This window comes from Paenibacillus oryzisoli, from assembly GCF_001653565.1.
Lineage (GTDB): Bacteria > Bacillota > Bacilli > Paenibacillales > NBRC-103111 > Paenibacillus_E > Paenibacillus_E oryzisoli.
This window is the reverse complement of sequence record NZ_LYPB01000050.1, coordinates 86906-110677: the sequence shown is the minus strand read 5'-3', so window position 1 is coordinate 110677 and position 23772 is coordinate 86906. Positions and strand designations below refer to the sequence as shown.

15 protein-coding genes are annotated in these 23772 nt (G+C 46.4%); 14 read left to right on the top strand and 1 reads right to left on the bottom strand.

Features of this window, described 5'->3' with window-relative positions; all coding sequences use genetic code 11:
• Positions 1-90: 90 nt before the first annotated feature.
• The 11 genes from A8708_RS08615 to arfA all read left to right on the top strand — a co-directional run bounded on the left by A8708_RS08615 (position 91) and on the right by arfA (position 19713).
• Positions 91-1017 (top strand): ABC transporter permease, encoded by a 927-nt coding sequence (locus A8708_RS08615; RefSeq protein ID WP_068663357.1) that lies wholly within the window; start codon positions 91-93, stop codon positions 1015-1017.
• On the top strand, positions 1011-1871 hold the full coding sequence (locus A8708_RS08610) for a carbohydrate ABC transporter permease (RefSeq protein WP_068663102.1): 861 nt from the start codon (positions 1011-1013) through the stop codon (positions 1869-1871). Before A8708_RS08615 ends, A8708_RS08610 begins: the two co-directional genes overlap by 7 nt.
• A gap of 43 nt (positions 1872-1914) precedes the next feature.
• Positions 1915-3447 (top strand): extracellular solute-binding protein, encoded by a 1533-nt coding sequence (locus A8708_RS08605; RefSeq protein ID WP_167355862.1) that lies wholly within the window; start codon positions 1915-1917, stop codon positions 3445-3447.
• 96 nt (positions 3448-3543) lie between these two features.
• Complete coding sequence (locus tag A8708_RS08600; protein ID WP_204787493.1) at positions 3544-4932, top strand: FAD-dependent oxidoreductase; 1389 nt, start codon at positions 3544-3546, stop codon at positions 4930-4932.
• Positions 4933-5083: 151 nt separating this feature from the next.
• A complete protein-coding gene (locus A8708_RS08595; RefSeq protein ID WP_068663100.1) occupies positions 5084-8764 on the top strand; it encodes a polysaccharide lyase family 8 super-sandwich domain-containing protein in 3681 nt (1226 codons plus the stop codon).
• Between the two features lie 354 nt (positions 8765-9118).
• Positions 9119-11095, top strand: coding sequence for a glycoside hydrolase family 127 protein (locus A8708_RS08590; RefSeq protein ID WP_068663099.1), 1977 nt, complete (start codon positions 9119-9121; stop codon positions 11093-11095).
• Between the two features lie 160 nt (positions 11096-11255).
• Positions 11256-12665 carry an ABC transporter substrate-binding protein gene (locus A8708_RS08585; RefSeq protein ID WP_068663355.1) on the top strand — a complete coding sequence of 470 codons (1410 nt, stop codon included), beginning with the start codon at positions 11256-11258 and terminating at the stop codon, positions 12663-12665.
• Positions 12666-12737: 72 nt separating this feature from the next.
• Complete coding sequence (locus A8708_RS08580; RefSeq protein ID WP_068663098.1) at positions 12738-13661, top strand: carbohydrate ABC transporter permease; 924 nt, start codon at positions 12738-12740, stop codon at positions 13659-13661.
• The gene (locus tag A8708_RS08575; protein WP_068663097.1) at positions 13658-14527 is read left to right on the top strand and encodes a carbohydrate ABC transporter permease; all 870 of its coding nucleotides are present in this window, start codon (positions 13658-13660) and stop codon (positions 14525-14527) included. The genes A8708_RS08580 and A8708_RS08575 overlap by 4 nt, the downstream gene beginning before the upstream one ends.
• 342 nt (positions 14528-14869) lie before the next feature.
• Positions 14870-17998, top strand: a complete 3129-nt coding sequence (locus tag A8708_RS08570; protein WP_420848542.1) for a DUF5695 domain-containing protein — start codon at positions 14870-14872, stop codon at positions 17996-17998.
• A 203-nt stretch (positions 17999-18201) separates the two neighbouring features.
• Positions 18202-19713: an arabinosylfuranosidase ArfA gene (arfA, locus tag A8708_RS08565; RefSeq protein ID WP_068663095.1), complete on the top strand. Its 1512-nt coding sequence runs from the start codon at positions 18202-18204 to the stop codon at positions 19711-19713.
• 420 nt (positions 19714-20133) lie between these two features.
• Here arfA and A8708_RS08560 read toward each other — a convergent pair whose 3' ends face one another.
• Positions 20134-21024 carry an AraC family transcriptional regulator gene (locus A8708_RS08560; protein WP_068663094.1) on the bottom strand — a complete coding sequence of 297 codons (891 nt, stop codon included), beginning with the start codon at positions 21022-21024 and terminating at the stop codon, positions 20134-20136.
• 236 nt (positions 21025-21260) lie between these two features.
• On the opposite strand from A8708_RS08560, the gene A8708_RS08555 reads away from it, so the two are divergent.
• The 3 genes from A8708_RS08555 (at position 21261) to A8708_RS08545 (ending at position 23752) form a co-directional block, all read left to right on the top strand.
• Complete coding sequence (locus tag A8708_RS08555) at positions 21261-22031, top strand: NUDIX domain-containing protein (RefSeq protein ID WP_068663093.1); 771 nt, start codon at positions 21261-21263, stop codon at positions 22029-22031.
• Positions 22032-22109: 78 nt separating this feature from the next.
• On the top strand, positions 22110-22775 hold the full coding sequence (gene pnuC / locus A8708_RS08550; RefSeq protein WP_068663092.1) for a nicotinamide riboside transporter PnuC: 666 nt from the start codon (positions 22110-22112) through the stop codon (positions 22773-22775).
• Positions 22751-23752 carry an AAA family ATPase gene (locus A8708_RS08545; RefSeq protein WP_068663091.1) on the top strand — a complete coding sequence of 334 codons (1002 nt, stop codon included), beginning with the start codon at positions 22751-22753 and terminating at the stop codon, positions 23750-23752. The genes pnuC and A8708_RS08545 overlap by 25 nt, the downstream gene beginning before the upstream one ends.
• The last annotated feature ends 20 nt before the right edge of the window (positions 23753-23772 follow it).

The window sequence follows — 23772 nt, the reverse complement described above, 5'->3', positions numbered from 1 at the left end:
AATTCTGACCTGTTACCCCGCTATTGGAAAAAGTTTATCATAAATTTATCAGGAGGCATGGTCAACCAGATAGAAAGCGGGGACACAGCGATGCAGAGAACATCGACACTTACAAGAAAACTTAGCGTCATATGGTCGTTTCGCGTCTTATACGCGATGCTGCTGCCAGGCTTGATTTATTACGCGGTGTATCGATACAGCCCAATGTTCGGCGCTATCATCGCGTTTAAGAATTTCAACGTCATGCTAGGCGTATTCGACAGTCCATGGGCAAGCCCGTGGTACGCACATTTCAAAACGTTTTATGATTCACCGTACTTCTTCACTTTGCTAAGGAACACGTTCCTGATCAGCATTTATAAGCTGTTGTTCGGTATGGTGCCGGGAATCGCCTTAGCAATTCTGTTAAGTGAAGTCAGAGCTCGCTTCTTCAAAAGATTCGTGCAAACCGTCACGTATTTACCGCATTTCCTGTCTTGGATTATTATCTACGGAATTGCAGCGGCGTTCCTCTCCGAAACGGATGGTCTGGTCAATCTGTGGGTGAAGAACATCGGCGGGGACGCGATTTCGTTTCTAACTTCCACGGCATGGTTTCGTACGATTCTTGTCGCATCGGATGTGTGGAAGGATATCGGCTGGACAGCGATCATTTACTTGGCTGCCATTACGAGCATTGATCCAACCCTGTATGAAGCGGCACGCATCGATGGTTCAGGTAGATTACGCATGATTTGGCATGTGACTCTCCCGGGTATACGCCATGTCATCATCCTGCTCCTCATTTTGAAGCTTGGACAGATTCTAGATGCCGGTTTTGATCAAATTTACATTATGTACAATGTGCAGGTTTACGAGGTAGCGGACATTATCGATACATGGGTATTCCGCACAGGACTCGAAGAGTTGAATTTTAGCTTAGCTGCAGCAGTCGGATTGTTCAAATCAGTCGTCGGTTTCGTGCTGGTTATCACAGCGAATCGCATAGCTAGACGTTGGGGGGAAGGTGTATGGTAAAAAGTAAACAAGAGATCTGGTTCGATGTACTTGTCTATCTGATCCTTGCCCTTCTCGTCATATCGGTCATATTCCCGCTCATGTATGTGCTCTCGGTGTCGTTGACACCGCTTAGTGAAGTGCTCAAGAATGGCGGCTTCGTCGCCTTCCCGAGGAAATTAACGTTAGAAGCGTACTCGGCTTTTATCCATGATCCTACGATACCGAGAGCGTATGGGGTTACGATTTTCATTACGGTAGTGGGAACGTTGTTGAACCTGCTAATCACTACGATGATGGCTTATCCGCTTAGTAAGAGCAGGCTGCCAGGACGAAACATTCTCCTGTTCTTGGTTGCCTTCACGCTGCTATTCAATGGCGGTGTCGTGCCGACCTATCTTGTTGTCAAAGCGACAGGGTTAATTAATTCGGTCTGGTCGTTAATTATTCCAAGCTTGGTCTGGTCCTTTAATTTATTGATTATGAAAACATTTTTTGAGAATCTCCCGGAAAGTCTTGATGAGGCTGCCCGAATCGACGGTGCTGGTGAACTGCGGATCCTCTGGACCATTGTGCTTCCGCTCTCGTTGCCCATTATTGCGACAATTGGTCTCTTCTATGCGGTGGGTCACTGGAATGAATTCTTTCAGGCCATCATGTATGTCAATGATACGAGCAAGTTCCCGCTCCAAGTCGTCTTGAAGACGATTCTGATTAACTCCATGCTGCCGCCAATGGATATAGAGAGCGTATTACCTACGCAATCCTTGCAAATGGCTGCCGTTGTCTTATCTGCGGTACCGATCATCATCGTGTATCCGTTCATCCAGAAGTATTTTACACAGGGCGTTCTGCTTGGTGGCATTAAAGGTTAACGGGGTTCATGTTTCTAGTACATATATGAGAGGGGATTTTCAGATGCAAAGGAAGCTAGCAGTTGTCTTATCCACGATGTTAATTGGTTGTGTAGTGGTCACGGGGTGCTCATCGAAGTCCGAAAGTGGCCAAGAAATGGGCACGAAGGCACCAAGCACGACAGCGGCCGCAGGTCCGGTGAAAATCAATTTATTCATAGGCGGATCCAACTATCCGGGGATGGCTGATGATTTTATTTTGAGCAAACTAAACAAGGATCTGAATATGGATTTGCAATTTAATGTCGGGGCGACGGATTATGATCAACAGTTGAATGTGAAAATCGCCGGCGGCTCAACGCCTGATATTTTCTCGGTGTCCAAGGTGCAGCTTGCCAACTATGTAAAGCAGGGGATATTGCTGGATTTGACTCCCTACATGGATAAGATGCCGAATATTAAAGCCAAGCTGAAGGATGTTGATTTGAATAAAGGCAAAGTAGATGGCAAGCAATATGCGATCGCAAAACGTGCCTATCTGCCAATGTCGAGCTATTGGGTCCGCCAAGATTGGCTGGATAAGCTGGGTTTACAGTCTCCGAAGACGTTGGACGAATTGAAGGCTGTAGCGAAAGCTTTTACAGAGCGTGACCCTGATGGCAATGGCAAAAAAGATACGTACGGCATTACGGGGATCGGAATTGGAACGCCAGATGCTGTGAATACGCCGAGTACATTTGACCCTGTTTTCTCCGCATTCGGCGTAGCTTCTCCAGGGCAGTTCATGATCAAGGACAATAAAGTTGTGTATTCCACGACACAGCCAGAGATGAAGCAAGCCTTGTCCTACATCAAGGATATGATTAGCGAAGGCTTGGTCGATCCGGAGTTTATGACGAACAAAGGCTTGAAGCATCAGGAGAAAGCATTTAAAGGTCAAGCCGGCATTCTGTATATCAACTGGGGAGAAATGACCAAAGACGATTATATTACGCAATACAAAGCGGTGAATCCTGCAGCGAATTGGGTACAAATGGATGCGTTATCGGGCCCAGGTGGGAAGTATCAAGGTTATTTTGACATTAGTGCGACGGGTGGAAGGTTTGCTGTGTCCAAGGGAGTCGCGAAGGACCCTGCGAAGCTAAACAAAATCCTGGAATATTTCAACTATATTGCGGATGGTCCTGGCTATTTGACAACAATGTATGGGATCGAAGGTACGCATTATAAAATGGAGAACAACATCCCTGTCGTGACGGACAGCTCCAAAACGGGCTTCGCCTTTAATCATCAACTAACAGGACGAGATGAGAAGAATTATTTGAAAGCGAAATTCATGAAGCAGCTGCCGTTCATTGATTTTGCCGAGAAACAACCGCGTATTGAAACCTATACAGAGCTTATTCCGAATCCGGAAGGCGTGTCCATCAGTGATAAAAATCGCTTCGAAAGCGAAGAGATTACGAAGTTTATTTTCGGTAAGAGTCCACTAGACAGCTTCGATGCCTTCACCAAAACATTAGAGACGAATTATCAGCTATCCAAATACGTAGAGCAAGGCAACTTGGTTCTGAAGCCGCTTGGCTATATCAAGTAGAAAAGTAGGGCATTTTAAGGGGCTGGAGCAAGGCTGTTATATAGCTTTCGTTTCAGCCCTTTCACATTTAAAAGGATGAATGAGGAGTCGATAGAGATGCATACGAGCGAAATGATTTGGGAAGAAGCAAAGTCGGTTCCCGTGATTGAAGATGTCGATATTTGTGTGCTAGGAGGAAGCTGCACGGGCGTATTTGCAGCTGTACGGGCAGCGAGGCTTGGGGCACGCGTGGTCATCGTAGAGAAGCAAAATAATTTCGGCGGCGTGGCGACGTCGGGCTTAGTCAATATCTGGCATAGCTTTTATGATACCGAGTTCAAGCAGCAAATTATTGGTGGGTTAACGCAAGAAACCGTGGAACGTTTGGATCGGCGAGGGGCTGTGGCGGAAGAGAAGAAGAGCCATTCGGTCGGCTATGTGCTGAATACGGAAGAGCTGAAAATCGAATTGGATGAGCTCATTACGGAGTCGGGTGTGAGGCCTTATCTGCATACGATGTTCGTGGCACCCGTTCTTACCGATGGTAAATTAACGGCTATTCTCGTGGAAAACAAGTCAGGCCGAGGTGCCATTAAAGCGAAGATGTTCATCGATGCAACGGGAGATGGCGATTTGTGTGCGCGTCTAACGCTGCCATTGACCACTGCGGATCATCGCCAGCCGCCTACAACATGTGCCAAAATCGGTGGATGGGGATCTGGCCCAGGATTTAACGATGTCACAGGGTTCAATTCGTTGAAGGGCTTGAACTTAAATGATGCACTCCTTGCGCACCAGGCTGAATTCGACTTGCCCGAGGGCTTTGGTTGGGGGCGCTTCGTACCTGGTTCGACGGATGTGTATATGTATGCGGGAACAAGGGTCTACGATGCAGACTGCAAGGATGGGCTTTCTTTGACGCGCAGCGAAATGGAAGGAAGAAGACAAGTCAGAGCGATCATGGATATGGTGCGCAAATATGGGCCGGACAACAAGCTGACACTGTTATCACTCCCTTCCTACATTGGCATTCGAGAAACTAGACATATCCATTGCCAATATCGGCTTACGGGTGACGATGTGCTGCACGGTGTTCGTTTCGAGGATGCCATTGCAAATGGCAGCTATCGTGTGGACATTCACCATGATGATAAGCCAGGTATTACCTTTCAATATTTGGATGGCGAGCAGGCCTATGTGCGTCCGGGTTATCCGGTTGAGAAGGGGAGATGGCGGGAGAAAACGGAACACGATCCTACTTTTTATCAAATACCGTACCGCTGCTTAGTTCCTGGAGGGTATGACAACTTGCTGACCTGCGGTCGCATGATTGATGTGGATGGAGTCGCCTATGGGGCGGTTCGTGTCATGGTGAATATGAATCAGACTGGTGAAGCAGCTGGCGTTGCGGCTTATTTAGCGCTGCGAGCAGATATCGGCGTTGGCGACGTGAATACGGAGGAGCTTCGTTCGACGCTGCGAGAGGGGGGATCTATTATTTTGTAACGGTGCTGAAAGAAATCGTTGTAGATATGGAAGGATTGAGGCTGCGCTTTTCTGATTCCGATAACAGTATTCACTATGGAAGGAGGCTTTGATTTCTAGGAAATCCTGGGAATGACATTCATATGACATTAACCTAATGGAGGAATAAGGAATGCGGATTGAATTAGTTAAAAGAATAATGATGGTTAGCTTAGCGCTGCTGATTGCTTGCGGATCACTCTTGGTACCGGTAGATATGAAGAAAGCACTTGCTTCCGACGAGTTTGATGTATTAAGGGTGAAATATGTAAACATGTTGACTAGTTCGTCGACGTATTCGCTAACTGACGTTGATAATGCAGCACGGATAGACCAAATTACGGATACGGCACAGGATCATTGGGATACGATGAATACGGACGTCAATCGGACCAAGCTTTGGAATGAATACCCTATAAGTGCCGGTGCTTACCCAGAGAGCACGACATATTCTTATCGCTATCTAGTGGATATGGCTATAGCATACCGCACATATGGCTCGCCACTCATGGGAGACGCCGGTTTGAAGGCTGCGATTATCGATGGCTTGGATTGGTTGCATGGTCGCATTTATTATAGCGGAGCCACGACAGGCGGATCGAATTGGTGGTACTGGCAAATCGGCAACCCCCTTGCGTTAAATGATGTCGTAGCGCTTATGTACGATGATTTATCACAGACGCAAATTGATGAGAATATCGCGGCAGTTAATTATTTCCAAAATAATATTAACATGACTGGCGCTAATCTGATGTGGGAGATCCAAGTTTGTACGATTGCAGCCATTCTAGCTAAAAATAACGTACCTACCGGCATTTCCATCGCTGATGCTCGTGATGGCATGAGTGATTTCCTGCCATATGTTACGAATGGCGACGGATTCTATACAGATGGTTCGTTTATTCAGCATACGCGTTTGGCTTATACGGGTGGGTATGGCACAAGCTTGCTTTCAAGTCTTGCCAAAATCATGTATCTGCTCGACGGTTCGACTTGGGAAGTGACGGACGCTAACTTCGCCAATATATACCAGTGGATCTACGATTCTTTTGAGCCATTGGTTTACAAGGGAAATCTAATGGATACTGTTCGTGGCAGGGAAATATCCAGATACAAGAATCAGGATAACGTCGCGAGCGGTGGGGTTGTCAGCGCACTTATTTACCTGTCTTATTTGGCTCCAGGGACGGATGCTGCCGCCTTCAGGAGCATTGTCAAAGGCTGGCTCCAGGCAGATCCAAACAAAAATTATTATAACGGCGTCTCCATGTGGCTGCTAACAGAAGCAAAAAACATCTTGAATGATACAGCCATTGTACCACGAGCCGAGCAGCTCAAATACCAGCAGTTCGCGAGCATGGATCGGGTTGTACAAGTAAGGCCTGGCTATGGGTTCAATGTTGGTATGTCTTCGGATCGCATCATGAACTATGAGTCCATCAATAGCGAGAATCGCAATATTTGGCATGTCGGGGATGGCATGACTACACTTTATAATAACGATGTAACCCAATTCAACGAGAACTTCTGGCCGACTGTGAACAACTACCGTTTGCCGGGAACGACCGTGCTTAGCGGAGTTCCCCAAGAATCCGAAATGGGCAAGAGTGCATGGGTAGGGGGGACAGACATACTCGGTCTTTACGGTGTAACGGGCATGGAGTATCACGCGCTTGGTGAATCGGCAACGGTTCCAGATAAAACTTTAACTGCGAAAAAATCGTGGTTCATGTTCGACGATGAAATCGTGGCACTTGGTTCGGATATTAACAGTACAGATGGCGTCACCACAGAGACGATCGTTGAAAATCGTAAGATCAATTCGGCCGGAGATAATACGCTTACCGTGAACGGAACTGCCAAATCAACCACACTCGGGTGGGCGGAGACGATGAGCGGAACGAACTATATTCATCTTGGTGGAAATGTATCCGGTTCGGATATCGGCTATTACTTCCCAGAAGGCTCGACAATTAAGGGACTTCGCGAAGCAAGAACGGGTAAGTGGTATGACTTGAACACGAATAAAGGTTCCTATACAACGACGAATTACACGCATAATTACATGACGCTTTGGTTCGATCATGGTGTGAACCCAACGAATGGCACGTATTCTTACGTCCTCCTACCGAATAAAACTAGCACGGCAGTAGCGAGCTATTCGACATCACCCAATATTATCGTTCTGGAGAATTCAAGCGAGGCGCAGGCTGTCAAGGAAACTGGACTCAACATAACGGGCATCAACTTCTGGCAGGACGCGAGGAAGACAGTCGACGGTGTGACTTCTGATTCCAAATCGTCGGTCATGACGCGGGAAACTGCGAACGATTTCGAAGTTTCGGTTTCGGACCCGACGCAAGACAACGTAGGCAATATTTATATCGAAGTGGCTAAATCTGCGAAAAACTTAATTTCGAAGGACGATGCGGTAACGATCTTGCAATATAGCCCAACGATCAAATTCAAGGTGAATGTGAAGGAATCGGCAGGTAAAGCATTTAAGGTGAAACTCGGTTTAACGGGTACGCAGACGGCTAATCCGTCTCCAATACCATTGCCGATCCCTTATGAAGCAGAGTCGCTGCCCGTTCATGTCATGACGGATTCCATCGTTGTTTATAGCGATGCGAATACCAGTGGCGGAAAGAAGCTAGGCTTAAATCATTCGGCCGCAGCCGACTATACGGAATTCAGCTTGGATGTGACACAAGCCGGCAAGTATAACATACTTGGCCGCATCATGAAGGTTAGTAACAATAGTATCATCCAGCTTTCGGTCAATGGTGTGAATGTCGGGTCGCCGGTTGATGGGTTTTGGACGACATCCGAGACATTTAAAGATGCGCTATTCGGTACGTATACGTTCAGCTATCCAGGCAGCTATTTGTTCCGTGTCACGACAACGGGCAAGAACGCTAGCGCGACAGGATACCGACTGCAAATGGATTACTTCACATTGACACCGCTTCCAGTTGATGGAGCGATCACGGTTGACAACACGGATTACGGTTTCTTTACGGATTCGGCATGGGCAACGAAGACTTCGCCGGCTACTGGCTATTATGGTCCGAATTATCGGGAAGATGGCACGAGTGCAGCAGATGCAACGAAGTGGGCAAAGTGGGTACCTACGATTCCTGTATCGGGGAATTACGATATTTACATGAGATGGCCGTCCGGTACAACTAGACCTGACGCGGCGCCACTAGAGATCACTTATAATGGCGGAATAGACACGTCTAAGACGGTAAACCAGACCGTGTACGGCAGCACTTGGATGTTGATCGGCAATTATCCCCTGACAGCAGGCTTCTCCAATGAGGTGAAGCTATTAGCGACCGATGCGGGTAATACATTTGCGGATGCTATCAAGTTTGTCCCGACGTTCGCGAACAATGTCGAGCGTACATCAGGCGGAACAGCAACGACTAGTGATGATAATGCACCGAATGAAACGGTTGATAAAGCCTTTGATGATACAGCGAATACGAAATGGCTAGCAAATGCAACGACCGGTTGGTTGCAGTATCAGTTCGCAAGCTTTAATGCTTATGCTGTGAAAAAATATACGTTAACGTCCGCGAACGACTATTCGACACGTGATCCGAAAAATTGGACATTGTACGGCTCGCATGATGGGAACAATTGGACATCGCTGGATGTGCAAACGAATCAAACGTTTGTATCAAGAAAGCTGAAGAAGGAATACACAATCACCAACAATATTGCTTACGAATACTACAAGTTGGATGTTACCTTGAATAACGGCCATTCTTATACACAGTTGGCTGAGTTGGAATTGATCGATTAATGGATCACCTGTGAAAAGTGGATGTCCCTGGGGAATTTCTCAGGGACACCTTTTTTATATATAATTTATATGTTTTTGGGTGGTAAGCGAAGCGCAAGGAAATGATGAATAGGCATGAACCGATGTCCGGTAGAGCGATAATCCGCATACGGGATTTTTGCATTTCTAGCTATGATAAGTCGCGTTCAATTGTAAGAGTGGAGAGCTCATTTGGGTTATTTTTGATATTTCTATTGGTTGTTATTTTTAAAAAAGTGGTTGTAAAACTTTAATTAATACTGGGCTATCACATGTATTATAAATATAGCGCTTTCATTAAGAAGAAAGCGAAATTTAAGTGAAGGGGCATACTTGATGAGCAACTTATCTATCTCAACACCTGTTCAATTGAAGAACGTGATCATCCAGGATGACTTCTGGTCCCCTTATATTTCATTAATTCGTGATGTGGTAGTCCCTTACCAGTGGGAGGCGCTGAATGATCGAATCGAAGGCAACGAGCCGAGTCACGCCATCCAGAATTTCAGAATCGCTGCCGGATTGGAGCAAGGCGATTTCTACGGCATGGTGTTTCAAGATAGCGATGTGGCTAAGTGGCTTGAAGCTGTCGGTTATCTGCTCGAGCAAGTGCCTGATCCCGATCTGGAGAAGGTAGCGGACGAAGTCGTCGATCTGATCGCGAAGTCGCAGCATGCGGACGGATACGTGAATACGTATTTTACACTGAAAGAAAAAACAGGCAGATGGACGAATCTCGCGGAGTGCCATGAGCTCTATTGCGCGGGTCATCTAATCGAAGCGGCTGTCGCCTACGAGAAGGCCACAGGGAAAGGCAAGATTCTGGAAGTGGCTTGCAAGCTAGCCGACTGCATCGACGCGACGTTCGGGCCTGAGGATGGAAAAATTAAAGGCTATGACGGTCACCAAGAGGTCGAGCTGGCACTTATGAAGCTCTATCGAGCTACCTCCAATGAGCGATATATGAAGCTGGCGAAGTTCTTCTTAGACGAGAGGGGGCAGAGTCCCCACTTCTACGACGAAGAGTTCGAACGCCGGAATGGCGAGATTCATTTCCAAGCGCTGAAGATAGCCACTGACAAATCTTATAGCCAAGCGCACCTCCCGATTCGCAAGCAACAGACGGCCGAAGGTCACGCGGTGCGGGTCGTATACATGTGCACAGGGATGGCCGATGTCGCAGCGGCGACCGGGGACGAAGCATTGCTGAAGGCATGCCGGACGCTCTGGCATAACATCGTGAACAAGCGAATGTACATTACCGGTTCGATCGGCTCGATGTCGTACGGTGAGTCATTCACGCTCGATTACGATTTGCCGAACGACACGGCGTATGCCGAGACATGCGCTTCGATCGGCCTGATCTTCTTCGCCCAGCGCATGCTTCAGATTGAGCCGAGAAGCGAATACGCGGACGTCATGGAGAGAGCGCTTTATAACACCGTTATTGGCGGAATGTCCCGCGACGGACAACACTTCTTCTACGTGAATCCGTTAGAAGCTTGGCCGGAAGCTAGTGGTAAGAATCATAATTTCGATCATGTGAAGATGGAAAGACAGCGATGGTTCGGCTGCGCTTGCTGCCCGCCGAATATTGCTAGACTACTTGCTTCTCTCGGCAATTATATCTACTCGTTCCATGGGCGTGCTTTATATGCTCACTTATATATTGGGAGTGAAATCACGGTAGATGTGGATGGCAGCGCCGTTGGGCTCACCCAGCATTCCGAGCTGCCCTGGAACGGTAACATCACATTCAAGCTAACGATGGATGCGCCTAAAACCTTCTCCTTGGCTCTGCGGATACCAAGCTGGTGTGAGTCTTGGGAAGTCAAGGTTAACGGGCAGCCGGTTGCGGATTCCCATATGCGCATAATTAACGGATATTTGCATCTAGAACGGACATGGAACGCAGACGATATCGTCGATCTGGTTCTACCGATGAAGGTTAGTCCGATGAAAGGCAATCCGGAAATCCGCGAGACTGTCGGCATGGTCGCCATTCAGCGAGGGCCGATGGTGTACTGCTTGGAAGAAGCCGACAATGGCAAAGGGCTGCATAAGCTGATCATCCATCCAGGCTTCGAGGAGCAAGTTCATTATGATAGCAGCTTATTAGGTGGGCTACTTACTATTGACTTAACGGCTTACCGAATCCAAGACGAGGGCTGGAAGGATCAATTGTACCGCGTGAAAGACGAAGAACAGTTGGCAGCTACGACTGCTCGATTCATTCCCTACTTTGCTTGGGCGAATCGAGGAAGTGGTGAAATGCGAGTGTGGATCAGGGAAAATACGGTTTTACCCTCATGAGGTGCAAGGATAGATAACACTAGTTGACTCTGGTCAAGGAGGGAGGGGAGCAACGACTCGATAGCAGTCCTTATAGACAGACGAAATATTCCCTGCCAAGGCGGGAGGAATTAAGGATTGACGTTGAATTATATATGATGGAGGGGTTAATGTGAAAACAATGAAAAAAGAATTCATGTTTAGCGTGTCTATGGTATTAATCTTAAGTTTGGTCGCTGGATGCTCCACGAACACGAGTACGGATAAACCAAGCGCATCGCCTGCGGGAGAAACAGCTACAAAAGCACCAGAGAAAACGGCAGCTCCTTCCACGGAGAAGGTTAAGATTACTTATTCGATGTGGGGAAGCGAGGCTGAAGGAAGCGAAACCCAAAAAGCAGCGGATAAGTTCAACGCTTCTCAAAACAGAATCGAAGTCAAAGTGCAAGCGATTCCTTGGGAAAGCTACATGACGAAACTAAACACGCAGGCAACGGCAGGTCAATTACCGGATACAGGGATATTAAAAGAGGATGCCGTCATCCAGTGGTCCTCCGATGGTATGCTCAAAGATGTTAGTGACATGTACGCGGGAAGTGACAGCAAGCCTCTAGATAGCTTGGCTTATAAATATCAAGGCAAAACTGTAGCCTATGCCGCTGCGAATGAAATCCTGCTTCTGTATTACAACAAAGACATGTTCGACAAAGCGAAAGTACCTTATCCGCCAAACGTTCTAGATAAAGCATGGACATGGGACCAATTCGTTGCAGCAGCCAAAAAGCTGACAGTCGACAAGAGTGGCAAACATGCTGACGAGGCTGGCTTTAATCCGCAGAGCATCGTTCAGTATGGCGCATCCGTCGAAAATCTGGCATGGCAATTGGAAACCTGGGCGCTCAGCAATGGCGGCGGCTTCTATAACAATGACGGTACAGCGGTGAGAATCGGGGAAGACGCTAGTATCGAAGCGATTCAGAAAGTCGCGGATCTGTACTTGAAAGACAAAGTTGCTCCATTGTCGGTTGGACAGACGGATGATGGCATTCAGCGTACGATCATCGCGGGAACGGTCGCCATGGCCACGAACGGCCAATGGAACATCGGAACTAGCTTGAATGCAGCCAAGGAAGCAGGATTGAAATATGGCGTTGCCGTATTGCCTTACATGAAGGAAAAAGTTACCCTCAACACGGGCGGTGCCAATGTCGTATTCTCCCAAACCAAGCATCCGAAAGAAGCGATGGAATGGTTGAAATGGTACACAGCTGAGGAAAACAACTGGGGACTGATCTCATCCGGTATTTGGATGCCAACACTGAAGAAATGGTATACAGATGAAACACTTACGCATAAGTGGGTCGACAATAAGAACTTCCCTCCATATGCCGAATATAAGTCAGCTGTCGTCGATTATGCACAATCCACAGCGGCGAGACCAGCTTCTTGGTTCTTTACGAATCATACGACCGATTTTAACACTTTGCTAGGATCGGCTTTAGGGGATGTATGGACGGGTAAAGCTACCGCGAAGGATGCCATTACCAAGAATCTCGAAGCTTTGAAAGCAGCCAATAAAGGCAAAAAATAACGTATTTGGAGGATGGCCGCCAAGGATAGGGGAGCGGTGGCCATCCTTCACATATGAGGTGGGGGGCAAGATATGGAAACCTTTAACAAACCTCAGCAGCGCCGTTCCCGCTTTCATTCAAGCGAGGCAAGAGTTGCTTATATATGCTTGATTCCGGCAATACTCGGACTGATCTTCTTGACGTATCTGCCTCTTCTTGGCGTGTTGGGAATTAGTATGACGAATTGGACGGGGCTGAAGAACCCTGAATTCGTCGGATTCAGCAATTATATCACGCTATTTACCACCGATCCTTACATTAAAGATTCCATTATAGCGACGCTGTACTTTGCCTTTTTATCCGTAGCTGGAAGCATGATTTATTCGCTATTTATCGCGATGCTGTTGAACCGTAAAATCCCCGCGAGAGGTTTTTTCAGAGCGGTATTCTATGTGCCTTTTGTTCTGCCTGCCGCCGCTATATACGTTGGATGGTCCTGGCTGTACGAGGCGAACTTCGGTTTCTTCAACTATCTCCTCTCCGAAATTGGGTTGAACAAAGTTCTCTTTATTGCAGATTCCAATTTCGTAATCCCATCGCTTTCACTGATTGCGGTTTGGTTGTCGGGAAATTTAATCGTGATCTTCTTGGCGGGGCTTCAAAGCGTTCCAAGCGTCTATCATGAAGCGGCTGAAATGGATGGTGCAAACGGATGGAATCGCTTCCGCCACGTCACTTTGCCTTGTATGACGCCAATCATCTTTTACAATCTGTTGCTGAGTCTGATCGCCAATCTCCAAGTCGTTACGCCGGCTCTTGCTCTGACTAATGGGGGTCCTGGGAACTCCTCTCGATTCATGACGTATCTGATGTATGATCAGGCTTTCGTTAATTACAAGCTGGGTTATGCTTGCGCGACGACCTTTATTATTTTCGCCATTCTTGCCGCTTTTACTGCCGTGTTGTTCAAGACGTCCAAACGGTGGATCTTTTCCGAAGGAGACGACGATAAATGAGCGAAGTCGCATACGCCAGTTATAAGAGCAAGAAACGCAATGAACGAACAATGAACGTGCTTACACTGATAGTCGTCATTGGATTTGCCCTCATCGTGCTCTTTCCGATTTGGTGGATATTCCGTACATCACTGATGACGAATCCCGAGATTTATAAGTATCCGCCGTCTCTCATACCGCAGAATTGGTTGTTCTCCAATTATGAAAAAACATTGAATGTATTTAAGTTCTGGAAGTATTTGTGGAATACGATGATCATTATCGTGCCTTCCTGCTTGGGGGGGACGTTCACGGCTACCTTGTGCGGATATGCCTTTGCGAGGTTGCGGTTTAGAGGCAAACAATTGATCTGGATGCTTTGCGTCGGTTCGATGCTCTTGCCTGCCATGGTTACGCTCATTCCCCTCTATATCGGATGGACACGGGGGCTTGGGCTTCATGACAGCTATCTGCCATTGATATTGCCGTATTTTTGCGGCGGCGGCGCTTTTAATATCTTTTTGATCAGGCAGTTCATTCTCTCTATCCCGAGAGAACTTGACCAAGCCGCAACGATTGACGGTGCCGGGTATTTCCGGATTTTGTTCAGCATCATTATGCCAGCGATTAAGCCCGCTATGATCGTCGTTGCCTTGTTTATTTTCATCGGTTTATGGAATGATTTGCTCCAACAGATGATTTACATTAATTCGAGCGAGAAATTTACGATAGCGTTGGGGCTTACCAATTTCAAAGGCCAATTAAAGCAAGATTGGGCGATGACGATGGCAGCCACGTGCCTGTCGTTTGCACCAGGCGTTATTTTCTACCTGATTGGTCAAAAATATTTTGTAGAAGGAATTACGTTAACCGGTATGAAAAGTTAATATTCAGCCCTATAAAGCGAATTTAAGAACCCTTTGAAGGAGAATCCTTTAAGGGGTTTTTAGGTTGATATTTTTAAAGAAAATCCAGCTCAACTTTAGTTCATATACTGTAAAAATAGGTTGTAAAAATGAAATTAAATCACGCCAATTTTAGATATGATAATAAATGTAAGCGCTACAAATTTTATGGATGAAAGGATGTGCGCCGCAGAGGATGCCAGCACGATACAGCCAGGATGGAAGCTCAATGGTAAGAAGAATCCCTGCTAGATGTCGAGTTAATCTAAGATGAGAAAGAGAGGCTATCTAATGAAACAAATACTTAGTCAGTATTGGAACAAGATGTCGAAGTCACAACGCCTGCAACTGTTTGCAGCTTCAACGATTACGGCAGCAGCCATCCTGTTGGTGCCGCAACTCGCTTCAGCCAATACGATTACGAATAGTAACTTTACGGTACAGACGGGTACGAATGGCGAAATTACTTCTCTGCAAATTGGCGGAGATACGTATCCAACTAACTATGTCATGAATGCAACGAATGCACCCAACCAGAATACGGCGGATCATCAATGGGTGGGGGAACTGATGTTTACGTACAAGCTTGGAACGGGTGCTTGGACGCAAGCGTTATCGAGTAAATCGGCTGATGGTAGAACCATTTCCCAGACCGGCAATACCGTCAATATTACATATCAGAATTCAACCAATAGTGCAGGTATTAAAAACTTTAAAGTCGATGAATCCTATTCCCTCGTGAGTGACTATTTGAAATGGGGAATCACCGTTACGAATACGAGCACGCAAACGTTGGAAATCGGAGATTTTGGCCTCCCGCTTCCTTTCAATGAATTCTTCACTGCCGGCAATAATGATCCGATTTATGAGACACGCGTTATTACACATGCTTTTATCGGTAACAATAGTTCGTATATCGTGGCGCAGCGCCCTAGCGGTATCGGTCCTTCCTTGCTCATGGTACCTGACACGACGACGGGAGCGGGGCTCGAGTATCAAGATAATTGGCGCGTTCAGGAGCATCCAGGCAGTATGTGGGCAGCGGATCAAGGCGGGTATGCGAAAGGTCTGAATGTCTACTATATCCACTCCAATGTGATTAAAAGCAACGGTCGTGGCTATTTGCCAAACACCAGTTTGACACTTGCACCAGGCGCTAGCAAAACGTATGCCTTTAAATTTTTTAAAGCTGCAGATGAGTATGCCGTTCAAGACAGACTCTATAGCGAAGGAATGGTTGATTTCAATGTAGTCCCTGGCATGATCGTGCCAACGAATCAGACGGTTAAGTTTGATTTGCACACGTCCAAAACGATCACGGCTGTTACGCCACAATACCCATCCGAGACGACGATTACTTCCTTAGGTACGACGGGAACAGATCACAAATTGTATCAGATGACGATGACCCATTTGGGACAGAACAATGTTACGGTTACGTATGGCAGTGGAGAGAAAACAGTTCTCCAATTCTATGCTATTGAACCTATCGATGCAGCCCTACAGCGGCACTCGACGTTCATGGTGAATAATCAACAATGGAATGTGCCAGGAGATATTCGTGATAAAGTGTTTGACGACTGGATGATGCAGACCAAAGCAAAGCGAAACAATTTCGCAGGATACTGGGGCTGGGGAGATGATTGGGGGCTTACACATGGTCAATTCCTTGCTGAGAAGAATGCCTTAAACCCGGTCGCATCAGAAGTAACAGCGGTGGATAATTATTTGGAAACGGCGGTATGGACGAATCTGATGAATGGCCATCATACCGATTATCTAGTTCCTGATTTCTTAATGGCACAGCCGAACACAACGCCAACCTATCGGGGCTATGCGTATCCACATATTTATAACACATATTTCAGTATGTATAAAATTGCAAAGCTTTACCCGAATCTGGTAACCTACAAGAATCCCAAGAATACGTATTTGCTGCGTGCCTATAATGTGTTCAAAGCCCTGTATGATGGACCTGTTGCTTACAACTGGGAGACGGGGTTAATGGGTGAGTTAACAACGCCAGACATCATCAAAGCGCTTCAAGACGAAGGTTATACAACACAAGCGAATGATATTATTAGCAAAATGGCAACAAAATACAACAATTTCTCGGCAAATGCTTATCCGTATGGTTCTGAATACAGCTACGATAATACAGGCGAAGAGTCTGTCTATATGCTGGCTAAAATGAATAATAACAATACCATTAAGGGTAAAATCAATGCCAAAACGAGAGCAGCACGTGGTCATATGCCAGTGTGGTATTACTACACCGATCCTGTAACCATTACGGGGGACAACTGGTGGAATTTCCAATACAGTACATCACTTGCAGGTTATGCGATGGATGACTGGATTCGTTCAAATTCTACGACACCTGAGAGAGAACAGCGGTTATCCTATGCGGCTAAGATAGCAAATATTAGTGCGATCAATTCCGGCCAAATCTCTAGTGATCCAGCGAATATCGGTGCTGTGTCTTGGACGTATCAAGCAAGTAAAGGAAATAACGGCGCACTAGGTTTAGATGGCGGTCCGCTATTCAATGGCTGGCGCGGGATGAGTGGCGAGGCTGATCTTGGGTTGTTCGGTGCTTTGAAAATTCTAAGTGCGGATGTGGCGGTTGACCCGATCTTTGGCTTGTATGGCTATGGTGCGGACGTTACTTCAAGCAACGGGAAATATACGATCACGCCGAAGGACGGTTTGTTCAAACGCTTGCACCTCATTACGGAGAGGTTCTCCATGGAGCTTGAGCGTGACCAATATACATCAGCTATTGTGGCCATAGCGAAGAATGATGTTAATTTTACGTTGAAAAATGCCATGACAACCGCTGCCCACACGACGAAGGTTACCTTCACGGGACTTGCAGCAGGTACGTATAATGTGCTTGTGAACAATGTGCAAACCGGCACAGTAACGGCTACGACAGGCGCTAAAACGATTGTGAATCTCAGTATTGGAACGAATGCTACGTACGATGTGAAACTGCAAGTGGGCACGCCGTCAGGTCCTCAGGATGTTGCACCGCAAGGGACAGCAACGACTTCGTTCGTATCGTCTTGGGAAAGCCTGGCAGGTCTGAACGATGGATATGCACCAACAAGTTCAAACGACAGAGGGCATTCCGTCTATGGAAACTGGGATAATCCAGGTACGACGCAATGGGTTCAATACGATTTTGCATCAGCGAAAACATTGTCCAGTACAGCGATTTATTGGTTTGACGATGATCAAGGTATCGATCTACCAGCTTCCTATACGATTCAGTATTGGAATGGAACGGCATGGGTCAATGTAGCAAGCCCATCAGGTCTAGGCGTTGCCCCTAATCAATACAACACGACGACATTTACACCTGTTTCTACGACCAAAATCCGTGTCAACATCACAGCCAAATCGACGACATCTACAGGAATTGAATCCTGGCGAGTATTCGGAACCTAATCTATTATGAGAAGCTGCCCTTCGGATCTTCGTTGATCTGGGGGGCAGCTTTATACGTATGCGCAGGTTAAGAGTTGTGTCTGGATTAGGTTGATATTTTGAAAAAACAGGTTGAGATCACGTATCGATAATCTCATATTGGTGGGCTATACTTAGTTTGTAGCGCTTACAGCAGGGGGATGAGATGTAGGAGGTAGAGAGAGATGGCGAATGTGTTAAAGGCAAACATGAAGTTGGATAAAGATTTTCGGATTGCTGAAGTCGATGAGCGAATGTACGGATCTTTCATTGAGCATTTGGGACGCGCAGTTTATGGCGGCATTTATGAACCTGGACATCCGGCAGCAGATGAGCAAGGGTTTCGGCAGGATGTTAGGGAGATGATCGAAGAAATCGGTGTCCCTATCGTTCGTTATCCTGGCGGTAACTTCGTTTCGGGGTACAACTGGGAGGATGGAGTCGGACCGATCAGTGAAAGACCTGCTAAGCTGGAGCTGGCATGGCGTGTTCTCGAGCCTAATTTATTTGGCACCAATGAATTTCTCGCATGGACTAAACAGGTAAAAGCCCAAGCGATGATGGCTGTTAACTTAGGAACTAGAGGGATAGATGACGCAAGAAATCTGGTAGAGTATTGCAATCATGCTGGCGGTTCGTATTGGAGTGATTTAAGAAAGGCTCACGGCTATCCGGAGGCTTATGGCATTAAAATGTGGTGTTTAGGCAATGAGATGGATGGTCCATGGCAAATTGGTGCCAAAACGGCAGACGACTATGGCCGATTAGCGAATGAAACAGCGAAAGCGATGAAATTCGTTGATCCGACGATCGAGTTGGTGGTATGTGGGAGTTCTTTCCGAAGTATGCCAACCTATGTGGATTGGGAAGCCACCGTGCTGGATCATACGTATGAGAATGTCGACTATTTATCCTTGCATACCTACTATGGCAACGCAGACAATGACACGGCAAATTACTTAGCCAAATCGCTGGATATGACAGCCTTTATACAAGAGATTATTGCGGTGTGTGATTATATAAAAGCCAAAAAAAGAAGCAAGAAAACCATGATGCTTTCCTTCGATGAGTGGAATGTATGGTTTCATACGTTGGAATCTGATAAAAAGATGGAACCATGGCAGTTTGCACCTCCACAGCTCGAAGATGTGTATACATTGGAAGACGCACTGATGGTAGGAACGATGCTGATTACGCTATTAAAACATGCGGATCGCGTGAAAATCGCCTGCTTAGCGCAATTAGTGAATGTCATCGCACCTATCATGACACAAACGGGTGGACCTGCTTGGCGTCAAACCATCTTTTATCCATATATGCACACCTCCGTTTATGGAAGAGGAACCGTGCTGCATTCATTTGTAGAGGCTCCTAAATATGATACGAAGGACTATACGGATGTCCCTTTCCTGGATACGGTTGCCGTTCATCAGGAAGAGAAGGAAGAGCTTACGATATTTGCTGTTAATAAAAGTCTGGATTCTTCCTTAGTATTGACGTGCGACTTGCGTAGTTTTGAGGGATATCGTGTGGTGGAACACATTGTATTGGAGAATACGGATGTGAAAGCCGTGAATGCGATGAATCATCCTAATCGTGTTACACCGCATAGTGGTGGCGATGCTGCCATTCAGGACGATATGCTGATGGGAGCATTGCCGAGCTTGTCTTGGAATGTCATACGACTGCGGAAATGATAGGACGAGAGACAGCCAGTAACCTTGAGATATCAAGGTTACTGGCTGTTTGTGTAAGTAAGCGAAGGTACTCTTCCGTATGGTTGGTGAATAGATGGAAAACATACAGTTAAAAATTGGAATTCTGCGATTAAATGCTAAGTAGATGGAAAACATACAGTTAATCATGCACATACTCTTTAATCTCAAAAAAAATGGCATTTTTAACTACATATTTTCCAGTTAAATCGATTTATCGAGGAAATTCCTCGGAAATAACTATATATTTTCCAGTTAAGTGCCTAGTCAAGCTAGGTACATCTAACCGATGAGAGTTCGGTCGGGGGAAGGACCAAGCCGCCCATAGCCAGCAGACAGCCACTGGCGAAATCCCATGTCCCTGCTCGTATCGAGTGTCCATACACGTACCAAGCATGACGGTCACGAATGTCCCGTATAGTTTTTACGGAAATTTAAAGGTGAGATCCCCTCCTTGGTTGCGAAGCAGTGCGAGAAGTAGGAGGCATGCTGAAAACCACTTTCTTCGGCGACCCTCGCCATGGTCCAATTGGTCTGAATCAGCAACTTCTTGGACTGTTCGATGCGAAATTGAAGCAAATAATCATTAGGTGTCATGCCGAACACTTTCAACATGCATTTGGCAATGTAGTTAGGGTGATAGTTAAGATGCTCTTGCAGGAGGGCATTGGATATCTTCTTCGTGTAATTTTGACGAATAAATACCTCAACTTTCTCCGCTAGATGAAACGCAGTCATGTCGGTCGTTGAAATTAATTCACGGTTAATATGCTGCATAAACAATTGGAAGGTATTCTGTTTCCGCCAATTGCGTTGGGAGCGCGACTCTTGTTCGAGATCGAAGAAATATTCTAATATTTCTAAGGCTTTGTGATTGAGTTTCATATACTTGGGGATGAAAATGGAATTCACTTCCGCGTGGTTGAGGAAGGCCTTTTGTTTGTGATCCTCAATGAGCGAGTTCTGATTCTGTAAACACGTATCCATATCCATGTACTCATCCCAAGCGCCATACGTGTGGAAATGGATCCACAGAATTTCAGCTTCCTGCTCACAAGGAGCCGTTCCAAAATGCGAGAGATCGGGCCTTAGAATAATGGCATCATTCTTCTGGAGCGTCCATTCATTCCCACCTTCTCCAATGAAGATCGTCCCTTTTTTGACAACAATGAGATCAAATGCACCAATGTTAGTCCTGCTTATATGACTCTCCCCGATTTCGTAGTAAGCGCTTCCGCAGTCTAGGAAATATGGAATTGGTGGCGCAATGAAGTGAAGAACGTTTGGTTTCATGGCTTACCTCGATAAGAATGTATTTGAAATCCAATATTTGTAATTGATCTGCCTATTTATATTTTACGTGATGTGCCTTGTGAAAGGAAGTGATTTCGGTGGCGAAATATAGCGAGAATACCAGTCACTTTACAGAAGATAAAGCTAAATGGGGGAATGCCCACTTGACATTCCGATTAAACATGTCATAATGATAATATCAAAACGACATTAGTAAAGTGAAAGTAGGTGCCACATTGGAAACTAACGAGAACGAGTCGACCTATTCATCCCATAAATACCGGACACCAGACGGTGCGCCGAGTGATATTGTTATTTTCACCATTACCTCTAAGGGAAAGAACACAGCCAAGAAGGCGCTGCCGATTCGGGAACTTAAAGTTCTACTCATACAGAGAAAACAATGGCCATTCGAGGGACATTGGGCTTTACCTGGCGGGTTCTGCCAAGAGTCGGAGAGCATGTATACCTGCGCTCGGAGGGAGCTGGAAGAGGAGACGGGTGTCGCGGATGTTCATATGGAATACTTGAACGTCTATAGTGAACCGGGGCGTGATCCAAGAGGATGGATTATTTCTCATGCTTTCTATGCGCTAGTCCACGAGAGATGGTTGGCTGAGCGGCGTGCGGACTCAGACGCTTCGGATGTGCAACTATTTACGGTAGAGGAAGCATTACAGTTAGAGTTAGCTTTTGATCATAAGGAAATATTGACCGATGCTTGGCATCAAATTCAGCAGAAGATGCTGACAACGACGATTGCCAAGGAGTTTCTGCCTGAGGAGTTCACGATCGGAGAGTTGTATCAAGTTATTCAAATGGTTGTGCCGCACTTTGAGGAGAGCAACTTCATCCGTAAAATCACTTCTACACAAAGCCGCAAAGGCATTATTGAAGAAGCGGTGGATCGCAATGGGGAGCCGAAGCTTTCCAATCGTTATTCGCAGAGAGCCGCTCAGCTCTATCGGTTTACAGATCTGACGCCGCAGCTGTCCATTTACAGCTAGGCGCTTCTCTTTTAACTTTTGATAATGTCGTATTGAGAGTATTGTTCAGCGGGAGTTACATTTAAGGAGGCGTTACCTATGAGAAAAGCATGGTCATTCCTGGCATTATTCGTCTGTATGGTTGTCATTGCGATCTACACCTCATCAACGGCTATTGAAATCGTCGCGACGACGACAGGCTTGTTGTGCGTATGGTTAACAGCGAAGGAAAACATTTGGTCATGGCCGATAGGACTGGTCAATGTGGGTTGTTTCTTCGTCATGTTCTGGGAAGCGAAGCTGTATGCGGATACGATGCTGCAGGTGTTCTTTTTCATATTAAGCGTGTATGGTTGGATCATATGGTTGACGAAAAGAGAAGGTACGAAGGTGCGTCCGACTAGACAAATAACATCACGACTCGCGCTGCTTTTAAGTATATGTTTAGTAGTGATGACCCTAATCTGGGGTTATGTGTTGCAAACGTATACGGATGCCTCAATTCCATATGCCGATGCTTTCATTGCTACGCTGAGCCTTATTGCCCAGTATCTGCTTTCGTCCAAAGTGTTAGAGAACTGGCTCCTCTGGATCGCTGTCGACGTCATGTCAGTAGGGATGTATGCGTATAAAGATTTGTATGCTGTGGCATTTCTTTACCTTATCTTCTTATTCATCGCAACGGCCGGCTATATCTCATGGAAACGTGAACTACACAATGTAGAACGGAGGGATCTCGTATGTCACAACACCGAACAGGCTTAACACTTGGGAAGTTCGCTCCGCTGCACGCAGGTCATCAATTCATGATCGAGACTGCGATCAAGGAGATGGATGAGGTGATCGTGGTCATCTACGATTGTCCTGAAACGACAGATATTCCATTGCGTGTGCGATCCAACTGGATTCGTACCCTCTATCCGCAGGTGCACGTGATTGAAGCATGGGACGGACCGAATGAAATCGGCGATACGCCAGCTATCAAAAGGATGCATGAAGCCTATATCCTGCAGAAGCTGGAGGGGCGGAAGATCACGCATTTTTACTCCAGTGAGTTTTATGGTGAGCATATGAGCGCGGCTTTGGGGGCGGAGAATCGCCAGGTTGATCCCGATCGGACTACGTTTCCGATATCGGGCACGCAAGTGCGGGGGAATCCTTTTGACAATCGAAAGTTTCTGAGTCCAGTTGTTTATCGGGATCTGATTACGAAAGTCGTATTTCTTGGCGCTCCGTCGACAGGGAAATCCACGCTTACCGCTTACATGGCGGAACAGATGCATACCCATTGGATGGTGGAGTACGGACGGGAATATTGGGAGAAGCACCAGGTGGATCGCAGATTATCGTTAGCGCAGTTGGAGGAGATTGCGGAGGGGCATGTGGAAAGGGAAGAGCTTCTGCTGAAGGACGCGCGGGATATTCTCTTCGTGGATACCAATGCGATTACAACGTATATGTTTTCTCATTATTATCATGGTGCGGCTACGCCTCGTTTGACTCAATTAGCCGTGGATGCGGCGTCGCGGTATGATCTGGTTTTTGTTTGCGATACGGATATCCCGTATGACGATACCTGGGATCGTTCGGGAGAGGTTCAGCGGTTTGTGTTTCAGAAGCAGATTATTGCAGATCTAGTAGCGCGGAAAATTCCTTATTTCATGCTAAAAGGGACGCTCGAGGATCGGGTTGCAAGTGTCAGTAGGATTTTGAACCAGCTAAGTAAGTATCGTAGTTTTTAGAAAGATTGGCATATTATAAA

Coding starts and splice junctions, on each gene's coding strand:
- A8708_RS08590 (WP_068663099.1), top strand. CDS start 9,119: ATGAGCAACTTATCTATCTCAACACCTGTTCAATTGAAGAACGTGATC.
- A8708_RS08570 (WP_420848542.1), top strand. CDS start 14,870: ATGTCGAAGTCACAACGCCTGCAACTGTTTGCAGCTTCAACGATTACG.
- A8708_RS08600 (WP_204787493.1), top strand. CDS start 3,544: ATGCATACGAGCGAAATGATTTGGGAAGAAGCAAAGTCGGTTCCCGTG.
- A8708_RS08595 (WP_068663100.1), top strand. CDS start 5,084: ATGCGGATTGAATTAGTTAAAAGAATAATGATGGTTAGCTTAGCGCTG.
- arfA (WP_068663095.1), top strand. CDS start 18,202: ATGGCGAATGTGTTAAAGGCAAACATGAAGTTGGATAAAGATTTTCGG.
- A8708_RS08615 (WP_068663357.1), top strand. CDS start 91: ATGCAGAGAACATCGACACTTACAAGAAAACTTAGCGTCATATGGTCG.
- A8708_RS08605 (WP_167355862.1), top strand. CDS start 1,915: ATGCAAAGGAAGCTAGCAGTTGTCTTATCCACGATGTTAATTGGTTGT.
- A8708_RS08580 (WP_068663098.1), top strand. CDS start 12,738: ATGGAAACCTTTAACAAACCTCAGCAGCGCCGTTCCCGCTTTCATTCA.
- pnuC (WP_068663092.1), top strand. CDS start 22,110: ATGAGAAAAGCATGGTCATTCCTGGCATTATTCGTCTGTATGGTTGTC.
- A8708_RS08560 (WP_068663094.1), bottom strand. CDS start 21,024: ATGAAACCAAACGTTCTTCACTTCATTGCGCCACCAATTCCATATTTC.
- A8708_RS08610 (WP_068663102.1), top strand. CDS start 1,011: ATGGTAAAAAGTAAACAAGAGATCTGGTTCGATGTACTTGTCTATCTG.
- A8708_RS08545 (WP_068663091.1), top strand. CDS start 22,751: ATGTCACAACACCGAACAGGCTTAACACTTGGGAAGTTCGCTCCGCTG.
- A8708_RS08585 (WP_068663355.1), top strand. CDS start 11,256: ATGAAAAAAGAATTCATGTTTAGCGTGTCTATGGTATTAATCTTAAGT.
- A8708_RS08575 (WP_068663097.1), top strand. CDS start 13,658: ATGAGCGAAGTCGCATACGCCAGTTATAAGAGCAAGAAACGCAATGAA.